Source organism: Anaerobium acetethylicum, from assembly GCF_900096945.1.
GTDB classification, from domain to species: domain Bacteria; phylum Bacillota; class Clostridia; order Lachnospirales; family Lachnospiraceae; genus Anaerobium; species Anaerobium acetethylicum.
In genome coordinates this window covers 23,558-48,398 of record NZ_FMKA01000027.1, presented here as the reverse complement: position 1 = coordinate 48,398, position 24,841 = coordinate 23,558, and the positions used below count along the sequence as shown (strand labels likewise).

Here is a 24,841-nt window from a genome sequence, read left to right as displayed (position 1 = left end):
TAGCAGCATAAACTCTGAGCTTTGATAACTGAATAACTGCCAGGTATTGAATTTTCAAGGTGCATAGTCAAAATCTATGTGCGAAGTTTGAGTTAATAATATAATATACATCGAGTCAATTGCCAGAAGTAATATGAAAGTAGCACAGCAAAGAGACGCGGTATCTGAAAGTCTATATTTTTCAAGTCGTGGATGAGAAGTAAGAAACGTAAAAATGACGAAGATTCTTGATTCTGCAAGCAATTCAGTGATTTTGGTGAAAAGTGAAAACTATCATAACTTATCGCAAAATGATGTAAATTTTTAAGCAATTGAGGTATTTAAAATCGCAAGTTTGCGGAAACCTAGTAGTAACAAAATGGCGCAGCCTAAATCCGTAATGACCTCCAACAATTGAGTAAATGGGCAACATACTAATGAGAGAACAGACCTTATTGGAGATATCCTTCGTAGTGAATTCGGTTTTCAGGGAATCGTGATGACAGATTGGATTACTGCAGACTTCTCGTTATGGCTGAAGAGCTGGTCAAAGCAAATTAATTAAGAGCTAGTAGGCGCATGTATGTAAAAGTGATACACTAAATACAAATAACAAGAGGCTACCAGCCTGAATATCATTAACCCTTGTAGCAGGCTGGAAATATAAGGAGAAAAACAAAAATGAAGCTAAAAAAAGAAGTGTCTTCTGCCGATTTTTTAAATCGCGTAGATCAATGTGAAGGAAACATTTTTTATAAGACTGATGAAGGTGACCAGTTGAACCTAAAAAGTCAACTTTCAAAATATCTCTTTCTAGTTGCCGTCAATGCACCAAGTTCTGCGAGCTTAGGCGAAGGAGAAATCCTATTTAGTGACTCTGATTACAAACTGCTAAAGGAGTATTTAGATGCGTGATTATAACACTATGCTTTTTCTACAAGAAGCCCAAGAGATGCTTCTTGTTGCTACCAAGTTATACAGTTGGCAATTAGATGGCAGGTTCAATCTGCAAAATACCAACCATCCAGACGGACAATTCTTTTATGACTTATTTAAGATTAGCAGTTGCAGTGATCACATCCAGACTCACTTTTCAACATTAGACACTCCAATTATCATTGCAGATACACTTGGTTTTACTTGGATTGTTGCTGGTAAAAAAGAAGATGACACCATTTCAGAATATCATCTGCTTGGTCCATTTTTTACAGTAGAAGCTTCTGAGCGTTATATGATGCGTCTATGTAGTAAGATCCATGTTTCCTCTGAGCTTGTTCAGCAAATGCAAGGCCAGCTTAAGAAGATTCCATCCATTCCAATTACCGTCTCACTGACCTATGCAGTAATGCTTCAGTATTATGCAGTTGGGGGTTCTATTAATACGGGTGAAATCACCTATGTTAATACAGCCATCGCTACCAATAAAGAAGACCAATGGGTAACCAACGTGCAACACAATTCCTGGGAGGCAGAACTAAATCTGTTCGAAGGAATTAAAAATGGAACACTTGATTTGGAAGGAATGTCTTTAACCAGTACCTTTTCAAGTGGTACCATAGGTGCCTTATGTCCTGGCAATCCATTGCGACAGGTCAAAGATGAGGTAATTGTACTGATTATCATTGCAACCAGAGCTGCAATTCTTGGCGGAGTCTCTCCAGAAGGGGGGTATTCCATCGCTGATTATTATTTTCAAAGAGTAGAAGCGTGTGACACGGTTGGTACGGTTCAAAACTGTGCTTATGAGATTCTTCAAACTGTTATGCAACGCGTGCGTATGTGTAAAAAGCGAAGTCATCATCCTGCTATCGTGAATGGTTGCATGGAATATATTGAAACCAATTTATTTGAAAAAATCAACCTGGATCATATGGCAAAAGAACTTGGCTATGCATCCTATTATCTTAGTAAGCGTTTTAAAGAAGAAACCGGTACTTCTATAAAGGATTATATCAAGGAAGAAAAAATGAAAAGGGCAAAGCTTCTGCTTACTCGCACAGATATCGCGGTTAACGAAGTAAGCGAACGCCTGGCCTTTTCTTCTCCAAGTTATTTTTGCTCTATTTTTAAGCAATATACCGGCATGCTTCCATCTGAATACCAGAATTTATCTCAAATAGAAAGGAACAAATTATGAAAAATTTTATTTGTTTGCGACTTTTGCAGATATGAAAATGGTAATTATTAGCCTAAAATATTAAAAATTAGCTCGATAATTTTTTGTAGCTAATTTTTGATATTTTAGGCTATTTTATATTATATATTTTCGTTTCTCTCATGCTAGAATCAAGAAAAATCACAATTCTTAAATAACAAGGGAGATAACGAAATGTCAAAAAAAGTAAAAGACCCAAACAAACTTCGTTTCAAAGACTACTTTGGAACAACTCTTATGGGCTCAACGGATGCGCTCTCCAGTGGTGTCATTACTGGTTTGTTCATGCTCTACCTAACAGACTATGCCGGAATCGGTAAATGGGGTGCCATCTTAGGTACCGCACTACTCATGTTCGCAAGAATCTTTGATGCAGTAAACGATCCTATTGAAGGTTGGATTATGGATCGAGCAAAGGTTGGTAAGTACGGAAAATATCGTCCATTCCTATTGTTAAGTGTTCTTTTCTCTATGTCAGGTATCATTGGTTTGTTCGCCTTGCCATCTGGAATTATGAAAAGTCCAGTTTTCATCTGCGTATGGGTAATTTTCTTCTACCTCTTATATGATATCGGCGCATCTTTTTTTGCACCAAATCTTATGTATCGTACCATGACCTTGGATCCAAATGAACGTGGAAAGCTCCTTGTTGGACCACGTATCTTCGGTATGATTATCGGTGTATTAAGTGCTGCATTTATCAGCATTATCAACACTATAAATGTTAACATTGGTAACATGCATAAATCCTTTGCACTTGTAATCGGTACATTCATGGTTGTCAGTGGTGTCATTTCTGCAATCGGCTTATTGATTATTCGTGAGAAACATCACGCAGAACGCGATGAAGAAGACAACGTTAAAATAACCGATATTTTCGGTCTTATTAAAGAAAATAAAGCCTTACGCATTAAATTATTGGATGCTTTATTCTCTGGTTTCATCTGGACCTTCTTATTTGCAACAATGGCTTACTACACCAAATGGGCTTACTGTGCAGATCTTACTACAGGCGCAGTAGATACCTCAAGATTTGGACTTCTCACCATGATTTCATCTATGTTGATGATGTTTCCATTAATTATCGGTACTCTTGTTGCTAGCCCCATCATGAAAAAAGTAGGTTCACCATTGAAATTCCACAAAATTTTGATTTTAATACAGGCGCTGGGTTGCTTAGCATTGTTCGTCCTTGAAATGGTTGGCTTACTTCGGTTAAGTCCTATTCCGTTCTTCCTTTGTGCTGTAGTAGTAGCTACTGCAATTGGTGCCGACTATATTCCTGGTGAGACCTTAAACATTGAAGTAATGGACTATGAGATCTATCGTGCGGGAAAAGACCGTTCTGCTTTATGTAATGCGTGCAATAAGTTCCTTAGTAAAGCACAATCATCAGTTTCAACGGGTTTGATTGGTGTTATTCTCATTGCAATTGGATACGAAGTAGATTCCGTTACCGATACCTACCTTGGCGACTTATCAGCCATTCCTGGAATGCTCAAATGGTTTATCGTTATAATGGGACTTATCCCTGGAATTTTTGGTATTATTTCCTTCTTTATTCTCGGAAAATACCCAGTTACAGATGAAATTCGAAATAAGATGAAATCTTCAGACAATAAATAACCTTTTTTCTTTTCATAACAAAAGCTCCTCTTTATTCATATAGAGAAGAGTTTTTGTAGCAGATAAGAAAAAGTTTTCTAATAAAACATCATTGAATAGATAGGAGTAAAAATACATGTCAATTTTATATGCAAGTAATTCAAATGAAATAAATGATCGAGAAAGAAGAAATATGAATCGTTCAAGAAAGATTGCCTCTGATGGAATGGTTCTTCTTGCTAATGACGGAATACTACCTTTAAGCCCCCTCTCCAAGCCGCTAGCGCTCTTTGGAAGTGGTGCTCGCCGTACAGTGAAAGGTGGAACCGGATCTGGAGATGTCAATTCCAGAACTGTATATAATGTAGAGCAAGGACTTGAAGACGCAGGCTTTACCATCGGTACCAAAGCCTGGTTAAATCAGTTCGATTCAGATTGTAACGACGCATTAAATGCCTTTGGCAAACATTTTCAAGAAACCGTTCAGGAAAAGGGCTGGGCTGGAGTAAATGAAGCTTTAATCAATCCTTATCGTGACCCTGTAGTGCCTGATATTTCAAAAAAAGATTTGGAAGGAACCGATTCCTACTGTGCTATTTATGTAATTGGTCGTACTTCCGGCGAAGGCTCTGATCGTAAATTGTCAGGTGGAGATTACCAACTATCTGAAAAGGAAATTTCAAATCTCCTTTTCCTTACTGAGCACTTTGAACATACTATCGTAGTAATCAATGCTGGCGGTGTCATTGACACCAAGTTTCTCAGAGCACAAAAAGGAATCAGTGCAATTCTTCTCATGAGCCAGCCTGGTTGCGTCGGTGGCCTAGCTTTAGCTGATGTGCTGACCGGAAAAGTAACTCCAAGCGGTCACTTAACTACCACCTGGGCCAATAATTACGAGGATTATCCTTCGTTTGATACCTTCAGTTATCAAAATGGCGATGTCAATGATGAATATTATTCGGAAGGAATCTTTGTTGGTTACCGTTACTTTGACAGTTTTGGCAAAACGCCTGCCTATCCTTTTGGGTTTGGCCTTTCTTACACCGATTTTTCTATCGTAAGTAAAGGGTGCTCCCTTCAGGGAGAAAATGTAATTCTAACAGTCACTGTTAAAAATATTGGTAACCAGTATTCTGGCCGTGAAACCGTACAAGTGTATGTTACACAGCCACAGGGAAATCTTGATAAAGCTTATCAGGTACTTGCCGGCTTTGCCAAAACCAAGTCCTTAGCACCTGGTCAGGAGGCGACCCTTGAAATTATCTTCTCTCTCCGCTCCCTTGCCTCCTATGATGAAGCAAATGCTCATTACCTTTTAGAAGCTGGTAACTATTATGTTCGTCTTGGAAATTATTCAAGAAATACCCATATTGTTGCAGCAATTCATGTTGCTGAAACAATCATTACCAAACAGGTTGCAAACAAAGTGTGCAAGGACAGTGATTTCTCAACATTAAAGGCCAACGAAAGCCTTTTCTTCACTTATTCGGATGAAGAAGCAGAAAAGAAATCGGTGCCAATTATTGAAGTTTCTTCACAGCTCATCCCTACAGAAACTGTCAGCTACGAATCAGAAGCAACCTTGTTTACCACTGACAAAGAAACTTTCATTACGCTTGAGGATGTTTTAAATTATAATGCTAGTGTAGAGGAATTAACTGCTCAGCTTACCGTAGAAGAATTAGCTAGTTTGGTGGTTGGTTCTGCCCGAGGTGGTTTTGCTGAAAATTCAATTATTGGCGCAGCATCTTCTGCTTGCCCTGGCGCAGCAGGTGACACTACCTCAAACCTTATCGAAAGCCGCGGTATTATAAATCTTTCCTTAGCAGATGGACCTGCTGGTTTACGATTATCCAAGAGTTTCGTTGCTGACAAAGATCACAATATCATTCCTGGTCTTGGTGAGTCATCCATGGGAAATCTTCCGCAATTACTTGGCATGCCTATTCCAGAACGTCCTGAAGATGCTATGGATTATTACCAGTACTGTACTGCAATTCCAATTGCTACCTTACTGGCACAGACATGGGATATGTCTCTTCTCGAGGAAGCAGGAGATATCGTTGGCGAAGAAATGGAAGAATTTGGTATAACCCTTTGGCTTGCTCCTGGAATGAATATTCATCGAAATCCTCTTTGTGGCCGTAACTTTGAATACTATTCCGAAGACCCACTTATTTCCGGCTTATGTGCTGCTGCTGATACCCTTGGCGTACAAGCTCATAAAGGCTGCAGTACCACAATTAAGCATTTTGCTTTAAATAACCAGGAAGATAATCGTACCCATTCTAATTCTCACTGCTCAGAGCGTGCACTTCGTGAGATTTATTTGAAGGGCTTTGAAATTGCTATAAAAATAGCAAATCCAAAATCTCTTATGACAAGTTATAACTTAGTAAATGGCATTCATGCTGCCAACAATAAAGAGTTACTTACCGATATACTCCGCCAGGAATGGAATTTCCAGGGGCTCGTAATGACCGACTGGGGAACCACAGATCAGCCTGATGCTTCATTTAAGTACGGTTCTTCAAGCCCTTCCCTTTGTATCAAGGCCGGAAACGACCTAATTATGCCTGGATCACAAAATGATGTGGATACCATAATCAATGCCATTGGAAAGGAATTAACTTTTGTTGACCTTCAGACCTGTGCGAATAGAGTCTTATCCTTAGTCGTTTTCCATCAGAAAAAGTAAAGCTTATGGATGCCCTTAATTAAAATGAGAAGGAAGATGAACTATGCAAAAGCTATCATTTAACGATAATTGGATGTTGAATGGGGAAGTTATTAATCTTCCCCACGATGCAATGATAAAAGAAAAACGCAGTAAAGCTACATCAGATGGAGGACATGGCTACTTTCCCGGAGGCATCTACACTTATTCCAAGTCCTTCATGGCTCCCCTAGAATGGGAAGATAAGGAAATTCTTATTGAATTTGAAGGTGTTTACCGTAATGCTACTGTCCATTTAAATGGGAAGGAAATTGGAAAGCATGCATACGGCTATACAGGTTTTGCCCTTCCCCTAACCGACTTAATCCTTGGAGAAGAAAACTTGCTCACGGTTGTCGCCGATAATTCCAAAACTCCAAACTCCAGATGGTATACAGGTTCCGGTATCTACAGACCCGTATGGCTCTATATTGGAAGAAAGGATGGCATTCCTTATGACGGAATTAAGATTACAACCTTATCCCTTTCACCAGCAACCATTCAGGTAACCGTTAACGCAGAAAATGCAAAGGTAGAGATTTATGAAGGAAATACCCTTCTTGCCAGTGCTCTTCCAGGTGTGATTGAACTCCCAGATGCCAAACTTTGGAGTGCTGACGAACCTAATTTGTATACCTGTCGAGTTAGTATTGGTGATGATGTAGTGGAAGAAACTTTTGGTATCCGTGAAATCAAATGGAGTCCCCAGGGACTCCTTATAAATAGTCAAGAGGTCTTACTTCGTGGCGGTTGTGTCCATCATGACCACGGAATCCTTGGCGCAGCTTGCTATGATGAAAGCGAGTGGCGTAGAGTTCGAATCTTAAAAGAGGCTGGTTTCAATGCGATTCGCTCCTCCCATAATCCTTGTAGCCGCGCTATGCTTGAAGCCTGCGACTACTACGGCATGTATGTAATGGACGAGTCCTTTGATATGTGGTACAACCGCAAAACCACCTATGATTATGGCTTAGACTTTGAAAGTCAATGGAAAAAGGATACTGCAGAAATGGTACGAAAAGATTATAACCATCCTTCCGTCATTTTCTATTCCATTGGAAATGAAGTTGCTGAACCTGCGGAAGCCAAAGGTCTTGACTATGGTAAACAGCAAGTTAACTTCATCCATTACATCGATTCCACACGACCTGTAACTTGCGGTTTGAATCTCATGATTATAAGCAGGGCCGCAAAAGGTCAAGGTATCTACCAGGATGGAACTCAAAAAAATAGCAAAAAAGAAAATAAAGCCGAAGACAAAGCCGAAGACAAAGCTACCAATGGCAGTTTGGCCTTCAATATTATGGCGTCTATCGTAGGTTCCAGCATGAATAAAGCTGGAAATTCTCCAAAGGTTGATGCCTTAGCAAGCCCAATGATTGATGCCTTAGACATTGCGGGCTACAACTATGGTTCTGGGCGTTACCCTTTGGAAGGTAAATTGCATCCAAAACGAATGTTAATTGGATCAGAGACGTTTCCACAGGACATCTATAAAAACTGGGAACAAGTAAAAAAATACCCATATTTATTTGGCGACTTCATGTGGACAAGCTGGGATTACTTAGGAGAAGCAGGTCTTGGTTGCTGGAGTTATGCTGGAGGTATGCCTTTCAACCGTCCATATCCATGGATTCTTTCTGGCTCTGGCGTCATTGACATCACCGGAAAGCCAGATGGTTCCTGCCGTTACACCTCTACCGTATGGGGGCTTGAAACTGCCCCACGTATTGCAGTGAAGCCAGTGAATCATCCTGGAGTACGCGTAAGTAAATCTGTCTGGCGTGGCACCAATGCGATTGAAAGCTGGGCATGGAATAACTGTGTCGGCAACAAAGCCGAAATTGAAGTCTATTCAGACAGTGCATATGTTGAACTATTACTTGGCGAGAAAAGTCTGGGTAAAAAGAAAGTGAAAGAATGCAAGGCCATCTATAAAATCAAATATGTGCCTGAAACTCTCACAGCCATTGCATATTCACAGAACGGAAATGAACTGGGACGTCGAAGTCTTGAACCTGCCACAGGAGCGCTTCGCCTTCGTATGATTCCAGAAAATAGTCAAAGCAATATCCACTATATTCCAATTGAAATCGTTGGAGAAAATGGCATCGTTGAATCCAATGCAGATCGACTCTTAAATGTATCTGTTTCAGGAGGAACTCTTCTTGGCTTTGGTTCAGGTAACCCTTGCCATGAAGAAAGTTATCATACTGGCAGTTTCACTAGCTACTATGGCCGTTCTTTAGCAGTCGTGAAAACGGATGATAAGGCTTCTAATGGGTGTACCGTTTCTGTCACAGATGGCAAGTTAACTTCAACAATAACTATTTAAATTATCTGAGTAATTAGATGATAGGATACTATGATGTAAATTATGCTGCTGCAGGTGTTGTAGCAACGTTATCCTACAACGAAGGTCTTGTGGAAGGATATTCCTACTGGTGTGTTTCGGATATCTTTGAAGAGATGGGCCTCCATGGACTTCCATTTAATAATGAATTTGGTCTGGTAAATGTGTATGGAACACCGAAGCCGGTATATCGTTTGTTTGAAGCTCTTCACGAAGCTGGAACCAAGAGACTAACCATTGGGGGAGAAGGTGCAAGCCGAACAGCAGAGATCCTTGGACTTTCCGATGGTAGAAAGGTTATGATCTTTGCTTATAATCATGATATTGAAGAGCGTGAAATCAAGTCAGAGGATATGGTTATAACATTAAACGGAAATGTAAAGTCTATCCAGAAAGCTGTTATTGATAGCCATACAACAGCTCCATTTGTGGTCTGGGAAGAAATGGGAAAACCGGTATATCCGACTAAGAAACAACTCGCAGCAATTGAAGAAGCTTCAATTCTGGAATATGAAGACATGGAACTTTCTGGAGAAAATGTAAAGCTTACATTTACAGCAGAGAAAGAAAGTGTCACTATATTTAAGGTGATTTTAGTGTAGTCCTGTTATAAAAGAGTAATAGAACCCAGAATTTCACTGAGCACTATTAAAAAATGAAAAAAATTTGGGAGGAATTGAATGAAAAAACAAGTATATAACCCATATCTTCCGGCATGGGAGTATATTCCTGATGGAGAACCAAGGGTTTTTGGTAATCGATTATATATTTTTGGAAGTCATGACAGGTTTGGCGGCAAGGAATATTGTGAAAATGATTATGTGTCATGGTCTGCACCAGTGGAGGATCTCTCTGATTGGAGATATGAAGGCGTTATTTTACGAAAGGATCAGACACCGTGGAACACAAAAAAAGAGCCCTATTGGGCTCCCGATGTAGTACAGGGAAATGATGGAAAATACTATCTTTATTATTTTGTGGCTAACAGCAGTATTATTTCTGTAGCAGTCTGTGATACCCCAGCTGGAAAATATGAATATCTTGGAGATGTTCACATGCCGGATGGACATACTTATGGATCCAAACCAGAAGAGTGGTTCACCTTTGATCCGGGGGTATTGGTGGATGAGGATAAACGAATCTGGTTGTACACGGGAAGTGGACAGGACTCTAATGGAAAATTTGGTCATAAAATCAAGGGTTGTTTTGTATTAGAATTAGATCAGGATATGCTTACTGTCATCAGTGAACCTAAGGTGTTGCTTCCTGCTAACTGGACGAGAAAAGAACCAAATTTCTTTGAAGGAGCGTCCATTCGTCATATTGGAGAGTGGTATTACTTGGTATATCCGGCGACAGATATGAGTGGATTGAATTATTCTATGAGTAAATATCCGGATCGTGATTTTGTTCATAAAGGAAGAATTCATTGTACCAGTGATATTGGCTTTGGGGGACGGAAAATAACACAGAGTGCCTATCCTATAGGCAATAATCATGGTGGTCTGGTGTGTGTTGAAGGCCAGTGGTATGTTTTTGACCATCGAATGACGAATGGTTCCCTATGGAATCGGCAGGGAGTTGCCGAGCCGGTGTGGATCAAAGAGGATGGAACGATTGAAATGGTAGAAGCTACCAGCTGCGGATTGAATCATGGACCACTTCAGGGAAAAGGTACATATCCTGCATATATATGCTGCAATCTCATGGGAAGAAAAATGCTTGGATTCCGAAATCCGATGGGAGGACCTAAGGTAACACAGACAGGAGAAGATTATGTGCCACAGGAGCCGATAGAACATGAAGTAACAGCTGATACGGAGTGCAATGCGCCTGTTTCGTATATCAAGGATATAAAAAAAGGATGCCAAATAGGGTATAAATACTTCGATATGACGAATACGACACATTTGATACTTCAGGTCAGAAATGCAAAAGGAAAAATACATGTTCTTGACCAGTTGGATGGAAATGTGATTGCAGAAGCTAAGCTAACAGAAGGTAGTGACTGGACAACATCGGTATTGGATTTGGATCCTAACAAGATTATTGCATCGCACAAAAATGGCAGCATTAAAAAATGTCCTCTGTTTCTCAGATATCAGGGAGCAGGAAGTATGGAAATGCTGAGTTTTACATTGAACTAAAATATTGTGCTTCGGGTCCGACCCCACGCGACAAAACAAGAGAAGAGGATCAGGTAAATAAAAAGCGTTTTTTACAGATAGTGCCAGCCAATGATGCGTCACTATTTGACGTAAAAAGTGGAAAAGTTTAATTGGATGAATTTGTGGCATCATTGGAGCCAGAAGTTTTACTGCGTTTGATTACAGGTGTAGCAAATGAGACTCCTTATGAAACAGTAGATCGGCTTCATAAAGACATAAATCCAATAGAAGGACCAACAGCTTCTGGTGAGACCACCGCTCTCTTTGTATCTACATTGGGAATACCAAATTGGAAAATGACTGATGGACCGGCGGGGCTTCACCTTTCAACGTTAGGAGCAGCTTGCTATCCAACAGATATTGTTATGGCACAGACATGGGATCCGCAACTGGGGATTTTAATGGGCAGAGGAATTGGTATAGAAATGGAATTTTATAATCAGGGAGTGATTTTGGAGCCTGGGATGAATATTCATCGTGATCCATTAGGTGGAAGAAACTTTGAATATTTTTCGGAGATCCTGTATTGAGTGGAAAAATGGCAGCTGCTATTACACAGGGGGTGCAGGCAATACCAGGAGCGTCTGTTTCTATTAAACACTTTGCATGTAATAATCAGGAAGCAGAACGTTTTGCTTCCAACAGTACTGTGTCAGAAAGAGCGCTAAGGGAAATTTATTTGAAAGGCTTTGAGATTTGCGTACGTGAGGCAAAACCGCATACTGTAATGACAAGTTACAATAAAATAAATGGAATTCATACTTCTTCTCACTATGAGCTTTTGACAGAAGTTCTACGTGGAGAATGGGGATTTAGTGGAATTAGCGGGCGCAGTGCACTGCGCCCGCCGGTTATTAATGAGAAATGAGAAAGACTAACAGAAAAGGAGTAATAATTATGAATTTATCCAACTTGGAAAATCATCCGGAAGAGTGTATTGAATCCCATATGGTAGAAATGAGAGACGGTGTCAAGCTTTATACGTGTGTTATAAAACCGAAAAAGGAGGGCAAATTCCCAATAGCCCTTTGTCGCTGTCCGTACAATCAGCGTTTCGACGAGCAGATTACACTTGAAAACTATACCGCCCTCAACGTGATACTCCATTATGTATATAATGTGGAAGCATTTGTTCTCGACGGATATTGCGTCGTGTTCCAACACTGCAGAGGCACGGGAAACAGCGGAGGACCTTTCCAATACGTCTTATATGAGTTTGAAGATGGCTGTGATACCCTGGATTGGCTGAGAACTCAGGATTTTTACAACGAAGAGATTTATCGCTTTGGAGGCAGCTATTTTGGTATGACCTCACTAGTGGATGCCGGTATGCATTACAAGGACATTAAGGCTATTGTGGCGAACGTGCCTAACACATGGCCCTATGAAGCAGGGGCAAGAAACGGCTTTTTCAAGACGGGCTTATTGGGCATGTGGGAGCACAAGACGAGGTTGACCGCTACAATAGCCGGAACAAAAACCTTCAACTATACCCCGGATGTATTTAGAACCTTCCCTCAAAAAGACTGGGGAAAGCTGATATACGATTTTGATAACCCAATGTACGAAAGCTATCAAAAGCATCCCAACGAAAACGACCCTTACTGGCGCTCTGAAGAAGGGCCCGGTCATACAATGTACACTGCCTTTGAGGAGCTTGATGTCCCCACTCTTTTCACAACGAGTTGGTTTGATTATTTTGTCAATCCTCTTAGCAAAATATGGAATGGGATTATTCCTGAGGAAACACGCAAAAAGTCTGCTATGCTGATTAATCCATATGGTCATGGTGCCGATGGGGATGTTCCAGAGGTGAGCGAAGTGGCGTTCTGGCCGTTCAAGATGGAAGGAGCATTAGCTACGGAGGCCTATCCTCGTCATGTGCTGAATTGGTTCAATCACATTCGTACAGGCGAACCCCTGAGGCATGTTAAAGAGGGTGAAATCACCTTCTTTCCGGAGTGCGGGCAGAAAAAATGGTACTATGAGAAGGAATTCACAAACGGTGAGAAGCAGCAAACCCTCTATCTCAATGAGAATAGAAAGCTTGAAGCGTCTCAGGGAAGCGTTTCTGAAGTCACTTATTTGTACAACCCATATAATCCCGCGGTCTATTATGAAGGCGCCGACCATAATATCGGCTTTGTACGCCCGGGCGCTGAGGATAAAGGCGGCATTGCGCTTGTTCCCCAGGATCCTCCCAATTGGAGATATGATGTTATAAGCTTTGAAGCGGAGCCCTTTGAAAAAGAAACCTTCTTAAAGGGCAAGATGACTGCGGATATTCATGTAAAATCCGACTGTGAAGACACCTGCTTCTATGTTCGGGTGCATCTTGTAAAAGACGGCGTGACCTATGGCATCAGGGACGACATTACATCCCTTTGCTATCAACTGGGTGATTATACTCCCGGCGAAGAAGTAAAGCTCTATTTCGAGTTCAGCCCCATCGTCTGGGACATTAAGCCGGGCGACCAGCTTCGCATAGATGTAACATCCTCGGCGTTCCCCCTTTACAGCCTCCACACAAACGTCAAAGGAAACCAGGCAGAGGTAGAAAAGCCGAAGTACGCCTACAATACGGTCGTATTCGGAAAATCCACCTTTACCTATCAGACCTCCGACCTCTCTGCGGACAAGTATGAGATTGTCGAAGTGACAGGGAAGTAAGACTCGCAAACTCCACGCAACAATTAGGGAATGGTGATGAAATAGGAGGAAAGTGTATGCAGACGCATATTAAACCGGGCCAGATTTGGTTAGACACAAAAGGGGCACGTATTCAAGCACATGGTGCAGGAATTTATTATGAAAATGGATATTATTATTGGTATGGTGGATTTGCTTTTCGACAATTCAATTTTACCATAAATTGGTGATGAGTTATACTTGTTTAACATCAAAAAAATCCCGTAATTACACGAGTTGTTGCGTTTCGCAAACGCCTATTTATATACTAAGCAAGGAGGAGTTAAACAATGAAACAATATTTTTGTAATCCCGTTAATATTAATTACCGCTATCAGTTCCATAAAAACATACACAAAGGCGGAATGTTGGAGGTAGCCAGAGAGGCTGCTGACCCATCCATGATCTTATTTCAGGATAAGTATTATATCTTTGCATCAATGACTTTGGGAGTATGGGTGTCGGAGGATATAGTAAACTGGGAAAATCATAGGTTGCCAGAAAATCTTCCGCTTTATGACTATGCACCGGATGTGCGGGTAATTGGAGAATACGTGTATTTCTGTGCATCTAAACAAGGTGAAATTTGTAATTATTATCGTACAAAGGATGTTCTAAATGGACCTTACGAGGAAATTCCCGGTACCTTTGATTTCTGGGACCCACATTTGTTTATGGATGACGATGGTAAGGTATACTTCTATTGGGGTTGTTCCAGTATGACTCCGGTCTGGGGGGTAGAGGTGGATCCAGTGAGCTTAAAACCGATTGGTGAAAAGAAAGAACTGATCTTTGGAGATTGTTATACAAAAGGATTTGAACGGGTTGGGGAAGATAATACTATTTACCCAATAGCAGATGAAGAATTAGAAGTTCGTTTTCATGACTTTTTAGAGAAAAGTGGTACGAAGGAAAGCGATCTTGCATCCGAAATGGTGTATATGATAAAAGGATTTTTAAGAAATGCTCCATACATCGAAGGTGCATGGATGAATAAATACCAAGGAAGATATTACTTACAATACGCAGCCAATGGTACAGAGTACAATGTCTATACGGATGGCGTATATGTGTCTGACAGCCCATTGGGGCCATATACTTTAGCGAAAAATAATCCATATTCCTATAAACCAGGAGGTTTTTTACCGGGAGCAGGACATGGCTCTACAACAGAGGATCGATATGGAAATCTATGGCACTCCGCTACGATGCGCATTAGTATGAACCATCAATTTGAGCGTCGGGTAGGTATCTGGCCTGCAGGATTTGATTCAGAGGGAGAACTATTCTGTAATCAGAGATATGGAGATTGGCCTTTAAGTATAGAACAGGGAAAAATGGACCCATGGAAAGATCCGGAATGGTATCTGTTAAGTTACCAAAAAGCAATGACAGCATCTTCTCATGAAGAGGGAAAAGAACCGGAGAAAGCGGCAGATGAAAATGTACAAACCTGGTGGAGAGCAGCTTCTGAGAAACCAGGAGAATGGTTGCAGATGGATTTGGGCAAGGTGTATGATGTTCGAGCAATGCAAATTAATTTTGCAGATGATAAGATGGATATTCCAGTTCCGGGAGAAATCCGTGGAACATCCCAGGCAAGATATATTGACGAGGCAAATCATGTGACCCGTTGGAGGTTAGAAGGTTCAGTTAATGGTAAGGAGTATTTTGTTGTAGAGGATAAATCCCAAGTACGGACGAATTTGCCCCATGACCTAGCAGTAAAAGAAGAGGGAATGAAAATACGCTTTCTAAAACTTACCGTCCTAGAAATTCCTTACGATCAGAAACCTTGTATTTCAGGACTTCGGGTATTTGGTATTGATGATGGTGATAAACCAGCAATACCTGAGTTTACCGCAGTAAGAGTAAGCGATATTGATATGGATGTGACCATTAAAGATAATGGAGCAGATGGATATAACATTTTATGGGGTCATAACCCTGAGAAGCTATATCATAATTATATGATATTTGATACCGAAAAGCGTGTTGGAGCTCTGGTAAAAGGACATGAATATTATGTGAGAGTAGATGCCTTTAATGAAGCAGGTATCACAGAAGGCAAGATAATACGATTGGAATCATAACCATTTGGAAAGTATGAATAGTTACATCGAAGATCGCTACAGCTAGATGCGTTTAAGTGATGTAAGTGGTTTAGTTGACAATGAAATACCAACGGAGTCTATTAGCAATAGTTGCAAGATTAGCAAAGCTCTTCAAACAGTTAATAAGAAGTGTACGTTCTTATTAGATGAAAAAGAGATTATATATCGCAAGCAAAAGAATTAACAGGAGTTTATCGTCAACATGGAGTATCGATAGTAATTCATGACTATGTATCGGAAGGTATCACAGAGAAAGTAGAGACGTTTACTGTTGACACGTCTTAGTACAAGTAGGACTTATAACGATGATAGGACTTTTAGTTGGGGCATCATTAAGTCCTATTCTAACTAAAACAATAGGGATACGAAACAACTTGGTGATTTCCTCCATAATTACAATTGGTACTTCCGTGTCAATATTTTTTATTCCAGCTCAAAAATACGGGGTTTATATTTATATAATTATTATTTTAATTGATGGTTTTTTCAATGGATTAGCAACACCCGCCCAGAGTACATTGATGCCCAATGCAATTGACGATTGTATAGACAGTATAGATTTATATTGTTGATAATAAAATAATCATTAATATCCTTTTGTAAAAATCTATAAAGTTACTTCGAAATATAGTATAATAAAAAAAGTATTGATCAAATTAGTTAAAGACAGAAAACTTCATTCTTTTTATAAGGAGATTAACTATGAATCTGTATTTTGTAACAAAGTTGTGTAATATGATTCAAAGCAGTTATCAAGTATTTGTAACGTTTTTTGATACTGATGGAACTATTGTGTATAAGCCGGATATCCTGAATGATGACTATATAAATCACTATTTAAAAGAATCGAAACATATAGTTCGACAATGTCTGAATAAAAAGGAAATTCAGATTAGTATAAATGAGATAGCTATTACTTGGATAGGTATCCCAGTGATATGTGAAGAACTAATTAAGGGAAGTCTTATGATAGGACCATTCTATTGTAACAGGATGTCCGATAAGACATTATTGGAAGAACTTGAGAAGATGGAAATGGATGAGGCTGGAAAATTATTACACATGAGATATCGGAATAACTTTCCATGCTATTCATATGAAGATTATTTTAGAATAATTAGTCTTGTATATTATTATTTGAATGATAAAAATGTTGATGAGAAATCTATTCAATTTATTGAAAAAACAGTTCTTGACAACCCTTCAATGAATGACGAGGAGTCAGATATCGGCATTCCTGAATTAGAAGAACACGGTAGTTATCAATATGAGAAATACTTATGGGAATGTATTCGAATGGGTGAGGTTGATAAAATCCATGAGTTATCGCAGAGCAATATCCATTTTAGAATGGGAACTTTGAGTTTGGTAAGCGAAATTAGAAATATGAAAAATTTGTATATAGTTGGGATTGCATTAGCTTCTAGAGCAGCAATGGAAGGCGGTCTCAACCCTGAAATTGCTTATTCGCTGTGTGATTTATTCATCCGGCAAGTAGAAAGTTCGAATAGTATTCCGGCAGAGGAGATAATATCAAATGCATTTTATGAGTTTGCAAGAAGGGTAAAAGAGCTATCGAAGATTCGAAGTTATTCTCCGAATGTAAATCAATGCTGTGAGTATATAAAAACTCATGCCAATGAAAATATCAATGTTGCTCAAATTGCTGATTACTTGAGAATCAGTCATACTTATTTATCTCGAATCTTTAAGCAGGAGACCGGTATAGCTGTTGTTGATTATATAAAGAAGGTGAAGGTAAAGGAAGCAAAGTTTCTATTAAAATATACTGATTTTTCACTTGTGGAGATTAGCCAAAAATTATCATATAGTTCGCAAAGTCATTTTAGTACTGTCTTTAAAGAAGCGATGAGTGTTACTCCTAAACAATACAGAGATAAAGTTAAGATAATTCGAAATTAGTAAATATGTTTAAACTTGGTAGAAATCCTGAGTGAAATAACTAGAATGGTTGGAGGTTTTTATTAATGGCATTTATACAGATGAATATTTTATCAAAGTTTCTAATGCGTACGGTACCTGTTAATGTAATTTTTCCTGCAGATAAGTTAACTTTTCCTGGAATGCCAGTAAGAGAAGAAAAACCCTATAAGACTCTTTATTTATTACATGGTATATTTGGAAATTATACGGACTGGGTGAATGGAACAAGAATCCAGCGGTATGCTGAAGAAAATGATTTAGTGATTGTGATGCCATCCGGTGATAATGCATTTTATGTGGATCAGCCAAAGAGTAATAATTATTATGGAGAATTCATTGGAAAAGAATTGGTGGAGATAACAAGAAAAATGTTTCATCTTTCACATAATAGAGAGGATACCTTTATTGGAGGGCTCTCCATGGGAGGTTATGGTGCCATTCGCAATGGTCTAAAATATCATGAGACCTTCGGATGTATTGTAGCACTTTCTTCTGCATTAATACTTGATAATGTGCAGACCCGTACTAATGATTCTATGTTTTTTATTGAGAGAAGAGACTATATAGAAAGCTGTTTTGGAGATTTGGATCATTTGCTTGTGAGCGACATGAATCCTAAATATCTTGTGGAGCAATTAAAAACACAGGGAAAAAATCTTCCGAAAATCTATATGGCCGTTGGAGATCAGGATTCACTATTGAATGCTAATCGTGATTTTTCTAATTTCCTGTCTAAGAATGGAGTGGACCATTCCTTTAGAATTGAACCAGGAAATCATGAATGGGACTTTTGGGATACATACATTAAAAAAGCAATTGAATGGCTTCCTACCGAACATTCAAAGCTTGGAATAAACAGTGGAAATGTTGGCATTTAGGTATGAGTGAATGCGACCTATAGTAGTATAATTGTTTAGCATAATTATTGAGGTATAGACAACAAATTCATAGTACATAAATAGGTTTATTTTTAGCAAAAAACCGCAGAAAACTATTTGTTTTCGCGGTTTTTTTGTTGAATTTTAAATCGTAGTAAAAATCTATAAAAAATGACAGAAAATTAATATATATAATCATGTAATATGTTTAATATGTATATAAAGACAAGTGAATATTTATTAGATTTAATTTTGAAAGAAGGTGGATTTGTTAGATACAAGATAAAAACAAGTAATAAAAACAAGTAATAAAAAATAAGCTAAAATACGTTCATGAAAGGTTGTAATAATAAATGCTGCAATTAATACTTAGCCTAACAGGTATAGAGTATTCTTCACTGCTAAAATAATTTAACTGGCTCGAGGTGATAACTTAAAGTCAAAAACTGAAGACTTCGGTTTAAAAAAGTATCTCGGATTTAAAGTTATAAAGAAATAAGATTGCCTACGAATCCAATAATATTTTCCCAATCCATATGAAATCTTCGGGAGCGCTAAACACTTGGACAAGACAGCGATTTTATATAAAGAATTTAAAGCTAGAAGAATAGACTTTAGATTCCAAAATTAAATAATATTCAGGAGGATATGAAAGTTATGAAAAAATTTTTAACAATGTTATTATGTATGGTACTGATTATTGGTTCATTAAGTGCTTGCAAAAAGTCAGATGATGCTAAAGACAATACTGATGACAGCACAGATATTACAACAACGGAAGTAAAGGAAATTGATTATTCAGAGCCAGTTAATTTTTCCTATTGGCTTTACTCAAGCCCGAATGATTATTATTCTAGTTATAATGACAATCCTGTTGTAAAGTACCTTGAAAAGAAGTTCAATATGACATTGGACTGCCAACAGCCCGCTGTAGGAACAGAAGCAGATTCCTTGAGTTTGATGTTCGGAACAGGCGAGCTTACAGATATGTTGGATGTTACTCAATATACAGGGTCTATCAGCCAACTTTATGATGATGGTATTATTGTAAATATTGCTGATTATCTTGATTATATGCCAAACTTCTCAAAGCTTCTTGAGGATGAAAACTACAGGAAGAGTGCTTATAGCGATGATGGTAAGATTCTGACTCTTGGTGCTTTAAATAAAGTGGATGGATTGATGTGGGGTGGAATAGTATACCGTCGTGACATTTTGGATACCATGACAGGAGGAAATGTAGTATTCCCAAGTGGTAATGCTGAACCTACTACAATCGAAGATTGGGATTATATGTTGCCATTGATGAAGCAGTATTTTGATGCGGCTAAAATGGCGGATTCCGCAGTGCTTATCTTACCTTCTTCAGGGTTTTTCGCTACTAATGATTTAATTAGCTCCTTTGGAACATCAATTAGCTATTATAATGCAAACGGAACAGTAAAATATGGACCAACTGATGATGCCTTTTATAGCTACTTAAAGAAGATGAATGAGTGGTATCAAGCCGGTTATATCTATAAAGATTTTGCAACAAGAACTACCGATCCATTTTACCTTCCTAATACAGCGCTCACCTATGGCGGGGCAGCAGGTGTTTGGTTCGGATTAAACAGTCAATTGGGTACAGCGTTATCCATGCCAAACTATGGCCTAAATGTGGATGTACGTGCACTTAAAAATCCATTGGATACGGCAAGCGGCATTACAACTGCTGCCAATAGTATGCATAATAAGTTCTATGAGTCACCAACCAAATTGGTAATCAGTAAATCTTGCAAGAATGTTGAAAGACTTTTAGCAACCATTGATACCCTGTATTCAGATGAAGGCGGTATGTTAAGAACTTATGGACTTGATAAGGAACATGGTTCCGCTGAAGATGAGCTCTATGTAAAGTATGGTTTAACAGATGGAACATACTCTATAGCAGCAGATGGGACATTTTCATATAATGCACTATTGTCATTTGGCGGTGGAGCTATAGCAGATGGAGGTGCTTTTGGCGGAAATAGATTACCAGGTATAGGGTACAATGTTTATGAAGTAGAGAATAATTCAGATGTGAATAAGGAAGCTAGTGCAATTTGGTATGCATATGATAAAGATTCAACAACCTTACTGCCAGGTTCTCTTTGTAGAACGACGGATGAGGATGCTACTTATACGAGCAACCAATCCAACATCGATAGTTATGTAGGTGAAATGGTAGTAAAATACATTCTTGGAACAGAAGAGTTAAACGATACTACTTGGGCTGCATTTAAAGATCAGTTAGATTCCTATGGTCTTGGAGATAATCTTGCAATTCAACAGGCAGCATATGATCGTTACTTGGTAAGATAATAATGATTAAAAAATTTTAGTAATATAGTTGAATAGTTTGAAGGTGAGGTATAGGTGAATGATACCTATACCTCACCTTACAGTTATGGAGGAAAGCATGAGCGCAAACAAAGAATTGAATAAAGCTTCCAAGGGGGGAAAGTCATCCTGGAGGCGTGATTTTAAGATGAATTGGAGAATATATCTATTAGCTTCACCAATTGTAATCTATTTTATAATATTTAATTATCTGCCTATGGGTGGGTTGATTATGGCGTTTCAGAAATTTAGCCCGGTTAAAGGATTCTTTGGTAGTGAATGGGTTGGAATGGATAATTTTATTCAGTTCTTTACTGCTCCAGATTTTTTATATGTACTTCGGAATACATTTGTTATAAGTTTACTAGGACTTCTAATAGGATTTCCCATGTCAATTGTATTTGCATTGCTACTTAATGAAATCCAACGGACTTTCTTTAAGAAATCTGTACAGTTTCTTAGCTATATGCCCTATTTTGTGTCAACGGTTGTTATCTGTGGACTTGTTATAGATTTTGTTGCTTCCAATGGTATCATCACTAATTTACTGGTTAAGTTGGGTATGGAACGTCAGAATTTATTGATGAACCCGAATTACTTCTGGGGACTAAACCTTCTTTCAGATCTATGGCAGGGACTTGGCTATGGTTCCATTATGTTTATCGCAGCCATCTCTAGTGTTAGCCAAGAACAGTATGAAGCTGCTGCAATTGATGGAGCTGGAAGAATGAAAAGAGCGTGGTATGTGACTATTCCTGGTATCATGCCGGTTATTATTACAATGTTGATTTTGAGATGCGGTTTGATTATGACAGTAGGTTTTGATAAGATTTTACTATTATATAATCCAAGTATATATGAGACTGCGGATGTAATTGCAACAAATGTTCAGCGTATGGGTCTGGTGAAAGCACAGTACGGTTATTCTGCTGCAGTAGGTATGTTCAATTCTATTGTAGGAACTATCTTACTTCTAGTGTCTAATGGAATAAGTAGAAAATATGCAGATCATTCGGTTCTTTAATTTTAAATACCGCAGAAATAAGCGGAATGGAGGAATAATAAATGGTAGAAAAAGTATCGTTTAGCAGAATAGTTTTTAATATATTAAACTATGGATTTATGTTATTAATTTGCATAATATGTGTAGCACCACTGTGGCATGTAATGATGGCATCGGTTAGTAACCCTAGGGAACTCATGTCATCAACAGGTTTACTATTAAAACCGGCTGGAGAAATTACATTTAAGGGGTATCAGCTTGTATTCAAGAACAATAATATTTTAACGGGATATATCAATACACTTTTTTATGTAGCGGCTACCACAATAATTGGAACAGTACTTACAATAATTGCTGGCTTTACCATTAGCCGTGAGAATATGAAGTTGAAGACACCAATTACGATCATGATACTTTTTACTATGATCTTTGGCGGGGGTCTGATACCAACTTATATGTTAATTAGATCACTAGGAATGATCGATCACAGCATAGCAGTCATACTTCCAGGCGTTATTAATGCTTTCTATATCATCATGATGAAATCATCTTTTGAGCAACTTCCTGCCAGTTATGAGGAATCAGCAAAGATTGATGGAGCAGGACCACTGACAATATTGGTTAAGATCTTGGTTCCGTTAGTAAAGTCGACAATAGCTATTATTGTAATGTTTACTATAGTTCAGCAATGGAATTCATGGTTTCCAGCTTCTATCTATCTTACAAGAAGAAGAGATTTATGGCCATTGCAGTTATTCATGAGAGAGATTCTTGTTCAGAATGATACAGGAAAGATTTTGAGCGGTTCTGATGCGTTAAGTAAGGCAGATTATACAATAAACCTTGTGAAATACTGTGTTACGATTGTAGGTACATTACCGATTCTTTGTATTTATCCATTCACCCAGAAGCATTTTGTCAAAGGGGTAACCCTTGGAGGAGTTAAGGGTTAACTTCGTGTTGCATATAATTGTTTGGATTTTGTCAGAGTTTCAAGATATTGATGGAAGTCCGTTTACTCAGTTATTTATAAGTATAAGTTTTTCACATGTTATTTAATAAGGTTATAAACCATAGTTTATCCATGTATTCCTTTTGATGGACCCTGTGCGGATGTGTTAATACAAAGTATTGATCAGTATTGTTGTTAGAAGAAAAAACAATCAGGGTTTTAAACAAGTTATAGATTGCAATGAAAAACCGTATGGAATTTAAAGATGGAGGTTTCGGTCATGTGACGCTTATACTATATTTTAAGCGTACCTAAAAAAAATAATGGAAGCGCCAGCACCGTGTGAAATTTCACATAGTGCCGGCGCTTCCGTATTTATGCGTCAAGCTGTTATTTCACAATCTGTTTTTGCGCAGATCCTAAGATAGTCACACCAGGGTCTGCTTCCATCATTATAAAAGAGAATATAGTTCAATGGACACCTTCCATGAAGGTGGTCCAGTAACATCACGTTAGCGGTTCAGTTTGACCGTGCAGATGGATGATTGCGGAAGAACCTTTTCAAACGGAATACTCATCTATCGAAGAAAATTTATTACGATACTGTTTCAAGGTCATTCCGGTACTGTTTTTAAAGAAATTGCCAAGATGACTTTGTGATGAAAAACCGAGATAGAAAGCAATATCATTGTATGAATATTTTGAGTATGTCAATAAATTCTTTATGAGGACCAGTTTTTCCTGAAGTACGAAATCAGTAAAGGAAATACCTTCATATTTACGAAAAAGGTCCGACAAATAGTTGGAACGTACATGAAGCTGCTTAGCAACTTCGTTCAACGTGATTTTTCCATGTAGATGGAAGAAAATATAGTCTTTGGTTTCTTTGACAAGTGGATGTGTATTGGACATCTCCTTGTCTTTTTTGTTACGCTGTTTTAAATCATTAACCATGATAGCGAATGTGCTTTTAGCTCCTTCAACCAATGGTTGAAGTTCTAAAAGATTTTTCAACTGCTCAATTTTCATGATATAAGAATCACACATAGAAAATGCAATTTCAGGATGAAGGCCTCCACGGATTGCGGCTCTGCTTATAAGTGTGACTGCGGAAATTGAGATATCTCTATAATTGCGATCTGCATCAGAAGATAATTTCCCAAACTCACCTGTGGGTGCTTCTCTTTGAACTTGCTCTAGCATTCGAAGGTCACCGTGTTCAATACTTGATAACATTCGAAATTCTTGATCATAAGGATTATGACGTATTTCATTTTCGCGATTTTCAAAAAGAAGATGCGAATAATATATCATAGATTCTTTTTCACTTTTACTGATGCAATTTGTGACTAATAAATCATTTTCTGTAATCGGTGAGCCAGACAAAAGATTGTAAAACCAAAGAATTGATTTGAGAAAAAGATTGAAATCACACATATTAGCAGATTCGGAAAAAGTTGAATGGTCTGAGTCAATGATTAAATTGTGTTTGATTTCAAGTTTTATACCAAGACGAACAGGCCCTATCAAATAGAGATTATTGTTTGTGGAAATTGCTGTATAAACGATATCGCCATTAATTGAAGATATTAAAGGGCAGGAAATATCCATGGATCCGAATAGGTAATTAACGACATCTTTTGGGAGTGGTGCTGGAACGGTTCCTTTATTACTGACACTTTTTTGGGGCAAATAACGTTTGTCAGGTGTAAACTCACGAATTATTGTTTCCAGGGATTGTGCAGTTGTCTGTATTAAGTAGTTGATATTCATGAAAACTCCTTGTATTGCAAGGGGTCACAAGTCCTTGCTGTTGATTTAAATTAATAAGTTTATTTTGATATGAACAAGTTGATTCTAATAATATTGTAACTTATATTTTAATAAAATCAAGGTAAATTAATAACTGTTAGACAGGG

18 protein-coding genes are annotated in these 24,841 nt (G+C 38.3%); 17 read left to right on the top strand and 1 reads right to left on the bottom strand.

What is annotated here, in order from left to right; genetic code table 11:
• Window positions 1-660 precede the first annotated feature (660 nt).
• The 17 genes from BJR36_RS15515 (at window position 661) to BJR36_RS15445 (ending at window position 22,923) form a co-directional block, all read left to right on the top strand.
• Entirely contained in the window at window positions 661-894 is a 234-nt protein-coding gene (locus tag BJR36_RS15515) for a hypothetical protein (RefSeq protein WP_091236044.1), read from the top strand.
• On the top strand, window positions 887-2,116 hold the full coding sequence (locus tag BJR36_RS15510) for a helix-turn-helix transcriptional regulator (protein WP_091236043.1): 1,230 nt from the start codon (window positions 887-889) through the stop codon (window positions 2,114-2,116). The genes BJR36_RS15515 and BJR36_RS15510 overlap by 8 nt, the downstream gene beginning before the upstream one ends.
• 192 nt (window positions 2,117-2,308) lie before the next feature.
• A complete protein-coding gene (locus tag BJR36_RS15505; RefSeq protein ID WP_091236041.1) occupies window positions 2,309-3,760 on the top strand; it encodes an MFS transporter in 1,452 nt (483 codons plus the stop codon).
• 115 nt (window positions 3,761-3,875) lie between these two features.
• Window positions 3,876-6,440 carry a glycoside hydrolase family 3 C-terminal domain-containing protein gene (locus BJR36_RS15500; RefSeq protein WP_242875613.1) on the top strand — a complete coding sequence of 855 codons (2,565 nt, stop codon included), beginning with the start codon at window positions 3,876-3,878 and terminating at the stop codon, window positions 6,438-6,440.
• 43 nt (window positions 6,441-6,483) lie between these two features.
• Window positions 6,484-8,793: a glycoside hydrolase family 2 TIM barrel-domain containing protein gene (locus BJR36_RS15495; protein ID WP_091236040.1), complete on the top strand. Its 2,310-nt coding sequence runs from the start codon at window positions 6,484-6,486 to the stop codon at window positions 8,791-8,793.
• A gap of 17 nt (window positions 8,794-8,810) precedes the next feature.
• Window positions 8,811-9,413, top strand: coding sequence for a GH39 family glycosyl hydrolase (locus BJR36_RS15490; RefSeq protein ID WP_091236039.1), 603 nt, complete (start codon window positions 8,811-8,813; stop codon window positions 9,411-9,413).
• 78 nt (window positions 9,414-9,491) lie between these two features.
• Window positions 9,492-10,958: a family 43 glycosylhydrolase gene (locus tag BJR36_RS15485; protein ID WP_091236037.1), complete on the top strand. Its 1,467-nt coding sequence runs from the start codon at window positions 9,492-9,494 to the stop codon at window positions 10,956-10,958.
• Window positions 10,959-11,089: 131 nt separating this feature from the next.
• A complete protein-coding gene (locus BJR36_RS20785) occupies window positions 11,090-11,509 on the top strand; it encodes a hypothetical protein (RefSeq protein WP_242875611.1) in 420 nt (139 codons plus the stop codon).
• Complete coding sequence (locus BJR36_RS20780; protein WP_242875609.1) at window positions 11,506-11,847, top strand: glycoside hydrolase family 3 N-terminal domain-containing protein; 342 nt, start codon at window positions 11,506-11,508, stop codon at window positions 11,845-11,847. The genes BJR36_RS20785 and BJR36_RS20780 overlap by 4 nt, the downstream gene beginning before the upstream one ends.
• Before the next feature lie 29 nt (window positions 11,848-11,876).
• Window positions 11,877-13,649: a CocE/NonD family hydrolase gene (locus tag BJR36_RS15475; RefSeq protein ID WP_169823735.1), complete on the top strand. Its 1,773-nt coding sequence runs from the start codon at window positions 11,877-11,879 to the stop codon at window positions 13,647-13,649.
• A 56-nt stretch (window positions 13,650-13,705) separates the two neighbouring features.
• Complete coding sequence (locus tag BJR36_RS20380; protein WP_169823734.1) at window positions 13,706-13,858, top strand: hypothetical protein; 153 nt, start codon at window positions 13,706-13,708, stop codon at window positions 13,856-13,858.
• 99 nt (window positions 13,859-13,957) lie between these two features.
• Complete coding sequence (locus tag BJR36_RS15470) at window positions 13,958-15,760, top strand: family 43 glycosylhydrolase (RefSeq protein ID WP_091236034.1); 1,803 nt, start codon at window positions 13,958-13,960, stop codon at window positions 15,758-15,760.
• Window positions 15,761-16,483: 723 nt separating this feature from the next.
• A complete protein-coding gene (locus tag BJR36_RS15465) occupies window positions 16,484-17,704 on the top strand; it encodes a helix-turn-helix domain-containing protein (RefSeq protein ID WP_091236032.1) in 1,221 nt (406 codons plus the stop codon).
• 65 nt (window positions 17,705-17,769) lie between these two features.
• The gene (locus tag BJR36_RS15460; RefSeq protein ID WP_091236030.1) at window positions 17,770-18,603 is read left to right on the top strand and encodes an alpha/beta hydrolase; all 834 of its coding nucleotides are present in this window, start codon (window positions 17,770-17,772) and stop codon (window positions 18,601-18,603) included.
• Between the two features lie 657 nt (window positions 18,604-19,260).
• Window positions 19,261-20,949: a type 2 periplasmic-binding domain-containing protein gene (locus BJR36_RS15455; RefSeq protein ID WP_169823733.1), complete on the top strand. Its 1,689-nt coding sequence runs from the start codon at window positions 19,261-19,263 to the stop codon at window positions 20,947-20,949.
• Between the two features lie 97 nt (window positions 20,950-21,046).
• Window positions 21,047-21,991: an ABC transporter permease gene (locus BJR36_RS15450; protein ID WP_091236027.1), complete on the top strand. Its 945-nt coding sequence runs from the start codon at window positions 21,047-21,049 to the stop codon at window positions 21,989-21,991.
• 41 nt (window positions 21,992-22,032) lie between these two features.
• The gene (locus tag BJR36_RS15445) at window positions 22,033-22,923 is read left to right on the top strand and encodes a carbohydrate ABC transporter permease (protein WP_091236026.1); all 891 of its coding nucleotides are present in this window, start codon (window positions 22,033-22,035) and stop codon (window positions 22,921-22,923) included.
• A gap of 560 nt (window positions 22,924-23,483) precedes the next feature.
• Here BJR36_RS15445 and BJR36_RS15440 read toward each other — a convergent pair.
• Complete coding sequence (locus BJR36_RS15440; RefSeq protein WP_091236024.1) at window positions 23,484-24,695, bottom strand: helix-turn-helix domain-containing protein; 1,212 nt, start codon at window positions 24,693-24,695, stop codon at window positions 23,484-23,486.
• Window positions 24,696-24,841: the final 146 nt, after the last annotated feature.

Excerpts from the sequence above, each read along its gene's own strand:
- BJR36_RS15515 (WP_091236044.1), top strand. The coding sequence starts at position 661 with ATGAAGCTAAAAAAAGAAGTGTCTTCTGCCGATTTTTTAAATCGCGTA.
- BJR36_RS15510 (WP_091236043.1), top strand. The coding sequence starts at position 887 with ATGCGTGATTATAACACTATGCTTTTTCTACAAGAAGCCCAAGAGATG.
- BJR36_RS15505 (WP_091236041.1), top strand. The coding sequence starts at position 2,309 with ATGTCAAAAAAAGTAAAAGACCCAAACAAACTTCGTTTCAAAGACTAC.
- BJR36_RS15500 (WP_242875613.1), top strand. The coding sequence starts at position 3,876 with ATGTCAATTTTATATGCAAGTAATTCAAATGAAATAAATGATCGAGAA.
- BJR36_RS15495 (WP_091236040.1), top strand. The coding sequence starts at position 6,484 with ATGCAAAAGCTATCATTTAACGATAATTGGATGTTGAATGGGGAAGTT.
- BJR36_RS15490 (WP_091236039.1), top strand. The coding sequence starts at position 8,811 with ATGATAGGATACTATGATGTAAATTATGCTGCTGCAGGTGTTGTAGCA.
- BJR36_RS15485 (WP_091236037.1), top strand. The coding sequence starts at position 9,492 with ATGAAAAAACAAGTATATAACCCATATCTTCCGGCATGGGAGTATATT.
- BJR36_RS15475 (WP_169823735.1), top strand. The coding sequence starts at position 11,877 with ATGAATTTATCCAACTTGGAAAATCATCCGGAAGAGTGTATTGAATCC.
- BJR36_RS20380 (WP_169823734.1), top strand. The coding sequence starts at position 13,706 with ATGCAGACGCATATTAAACCGGGCCAGATTTGGTTAGACACAAAAGGG.
- BJR36_RS15470 (WP_091236034.1), top strand. The coding sequence starts at position 13,958 with ATGAAACAATATTTTTGTAATCCCGTTAATATTAATTACCGCTATCAG.
- BJR36_RS15465 (WP_091236032.1), top strand. The coding sequence starts at position 16,484 with ATGAATCTGTATTTTGTAACAAAGTTGTGTAATATGATTCAAAGCAGT.
- BJR36_RS15460 (WP_091236030.1), top strand. The coding sequence starts at position 17,770 with ATGGCATTTATACAGATGAATATTTTATCAAAGTTTCTAATGCGTACG.
- BJR36_RS15455 (WP_169823733.1), top strand. The coding sequence starts at position 19,261 with ATGAAAAAATTTTTAACAATGTTATTATGTATGGTACTGATTATTGGT.
- BJR36_RS15450 (WP_091236027.1), top strand. The coding sequence starts at position 21,047 with ATGAGCGCAAACAAAGAATTGAATAAAGCTTCCAAGGGGGGAAAGTCA.
- BJR36_RS15445 (WP_091236026.1), top strand. The coding sequence starts at position 22,033 with ATGGTAGAAAAAGTATCGTTTAGCAGAATAGTTTTTAATATATTAAAC.
- BJR36_RS15440 (WP_091236024.1), bottom strand. The coding sequence starts at position 24,695 with ATGAATATCAACTACTTAATACAGACAACTGCACAATCCCTGGAAACA.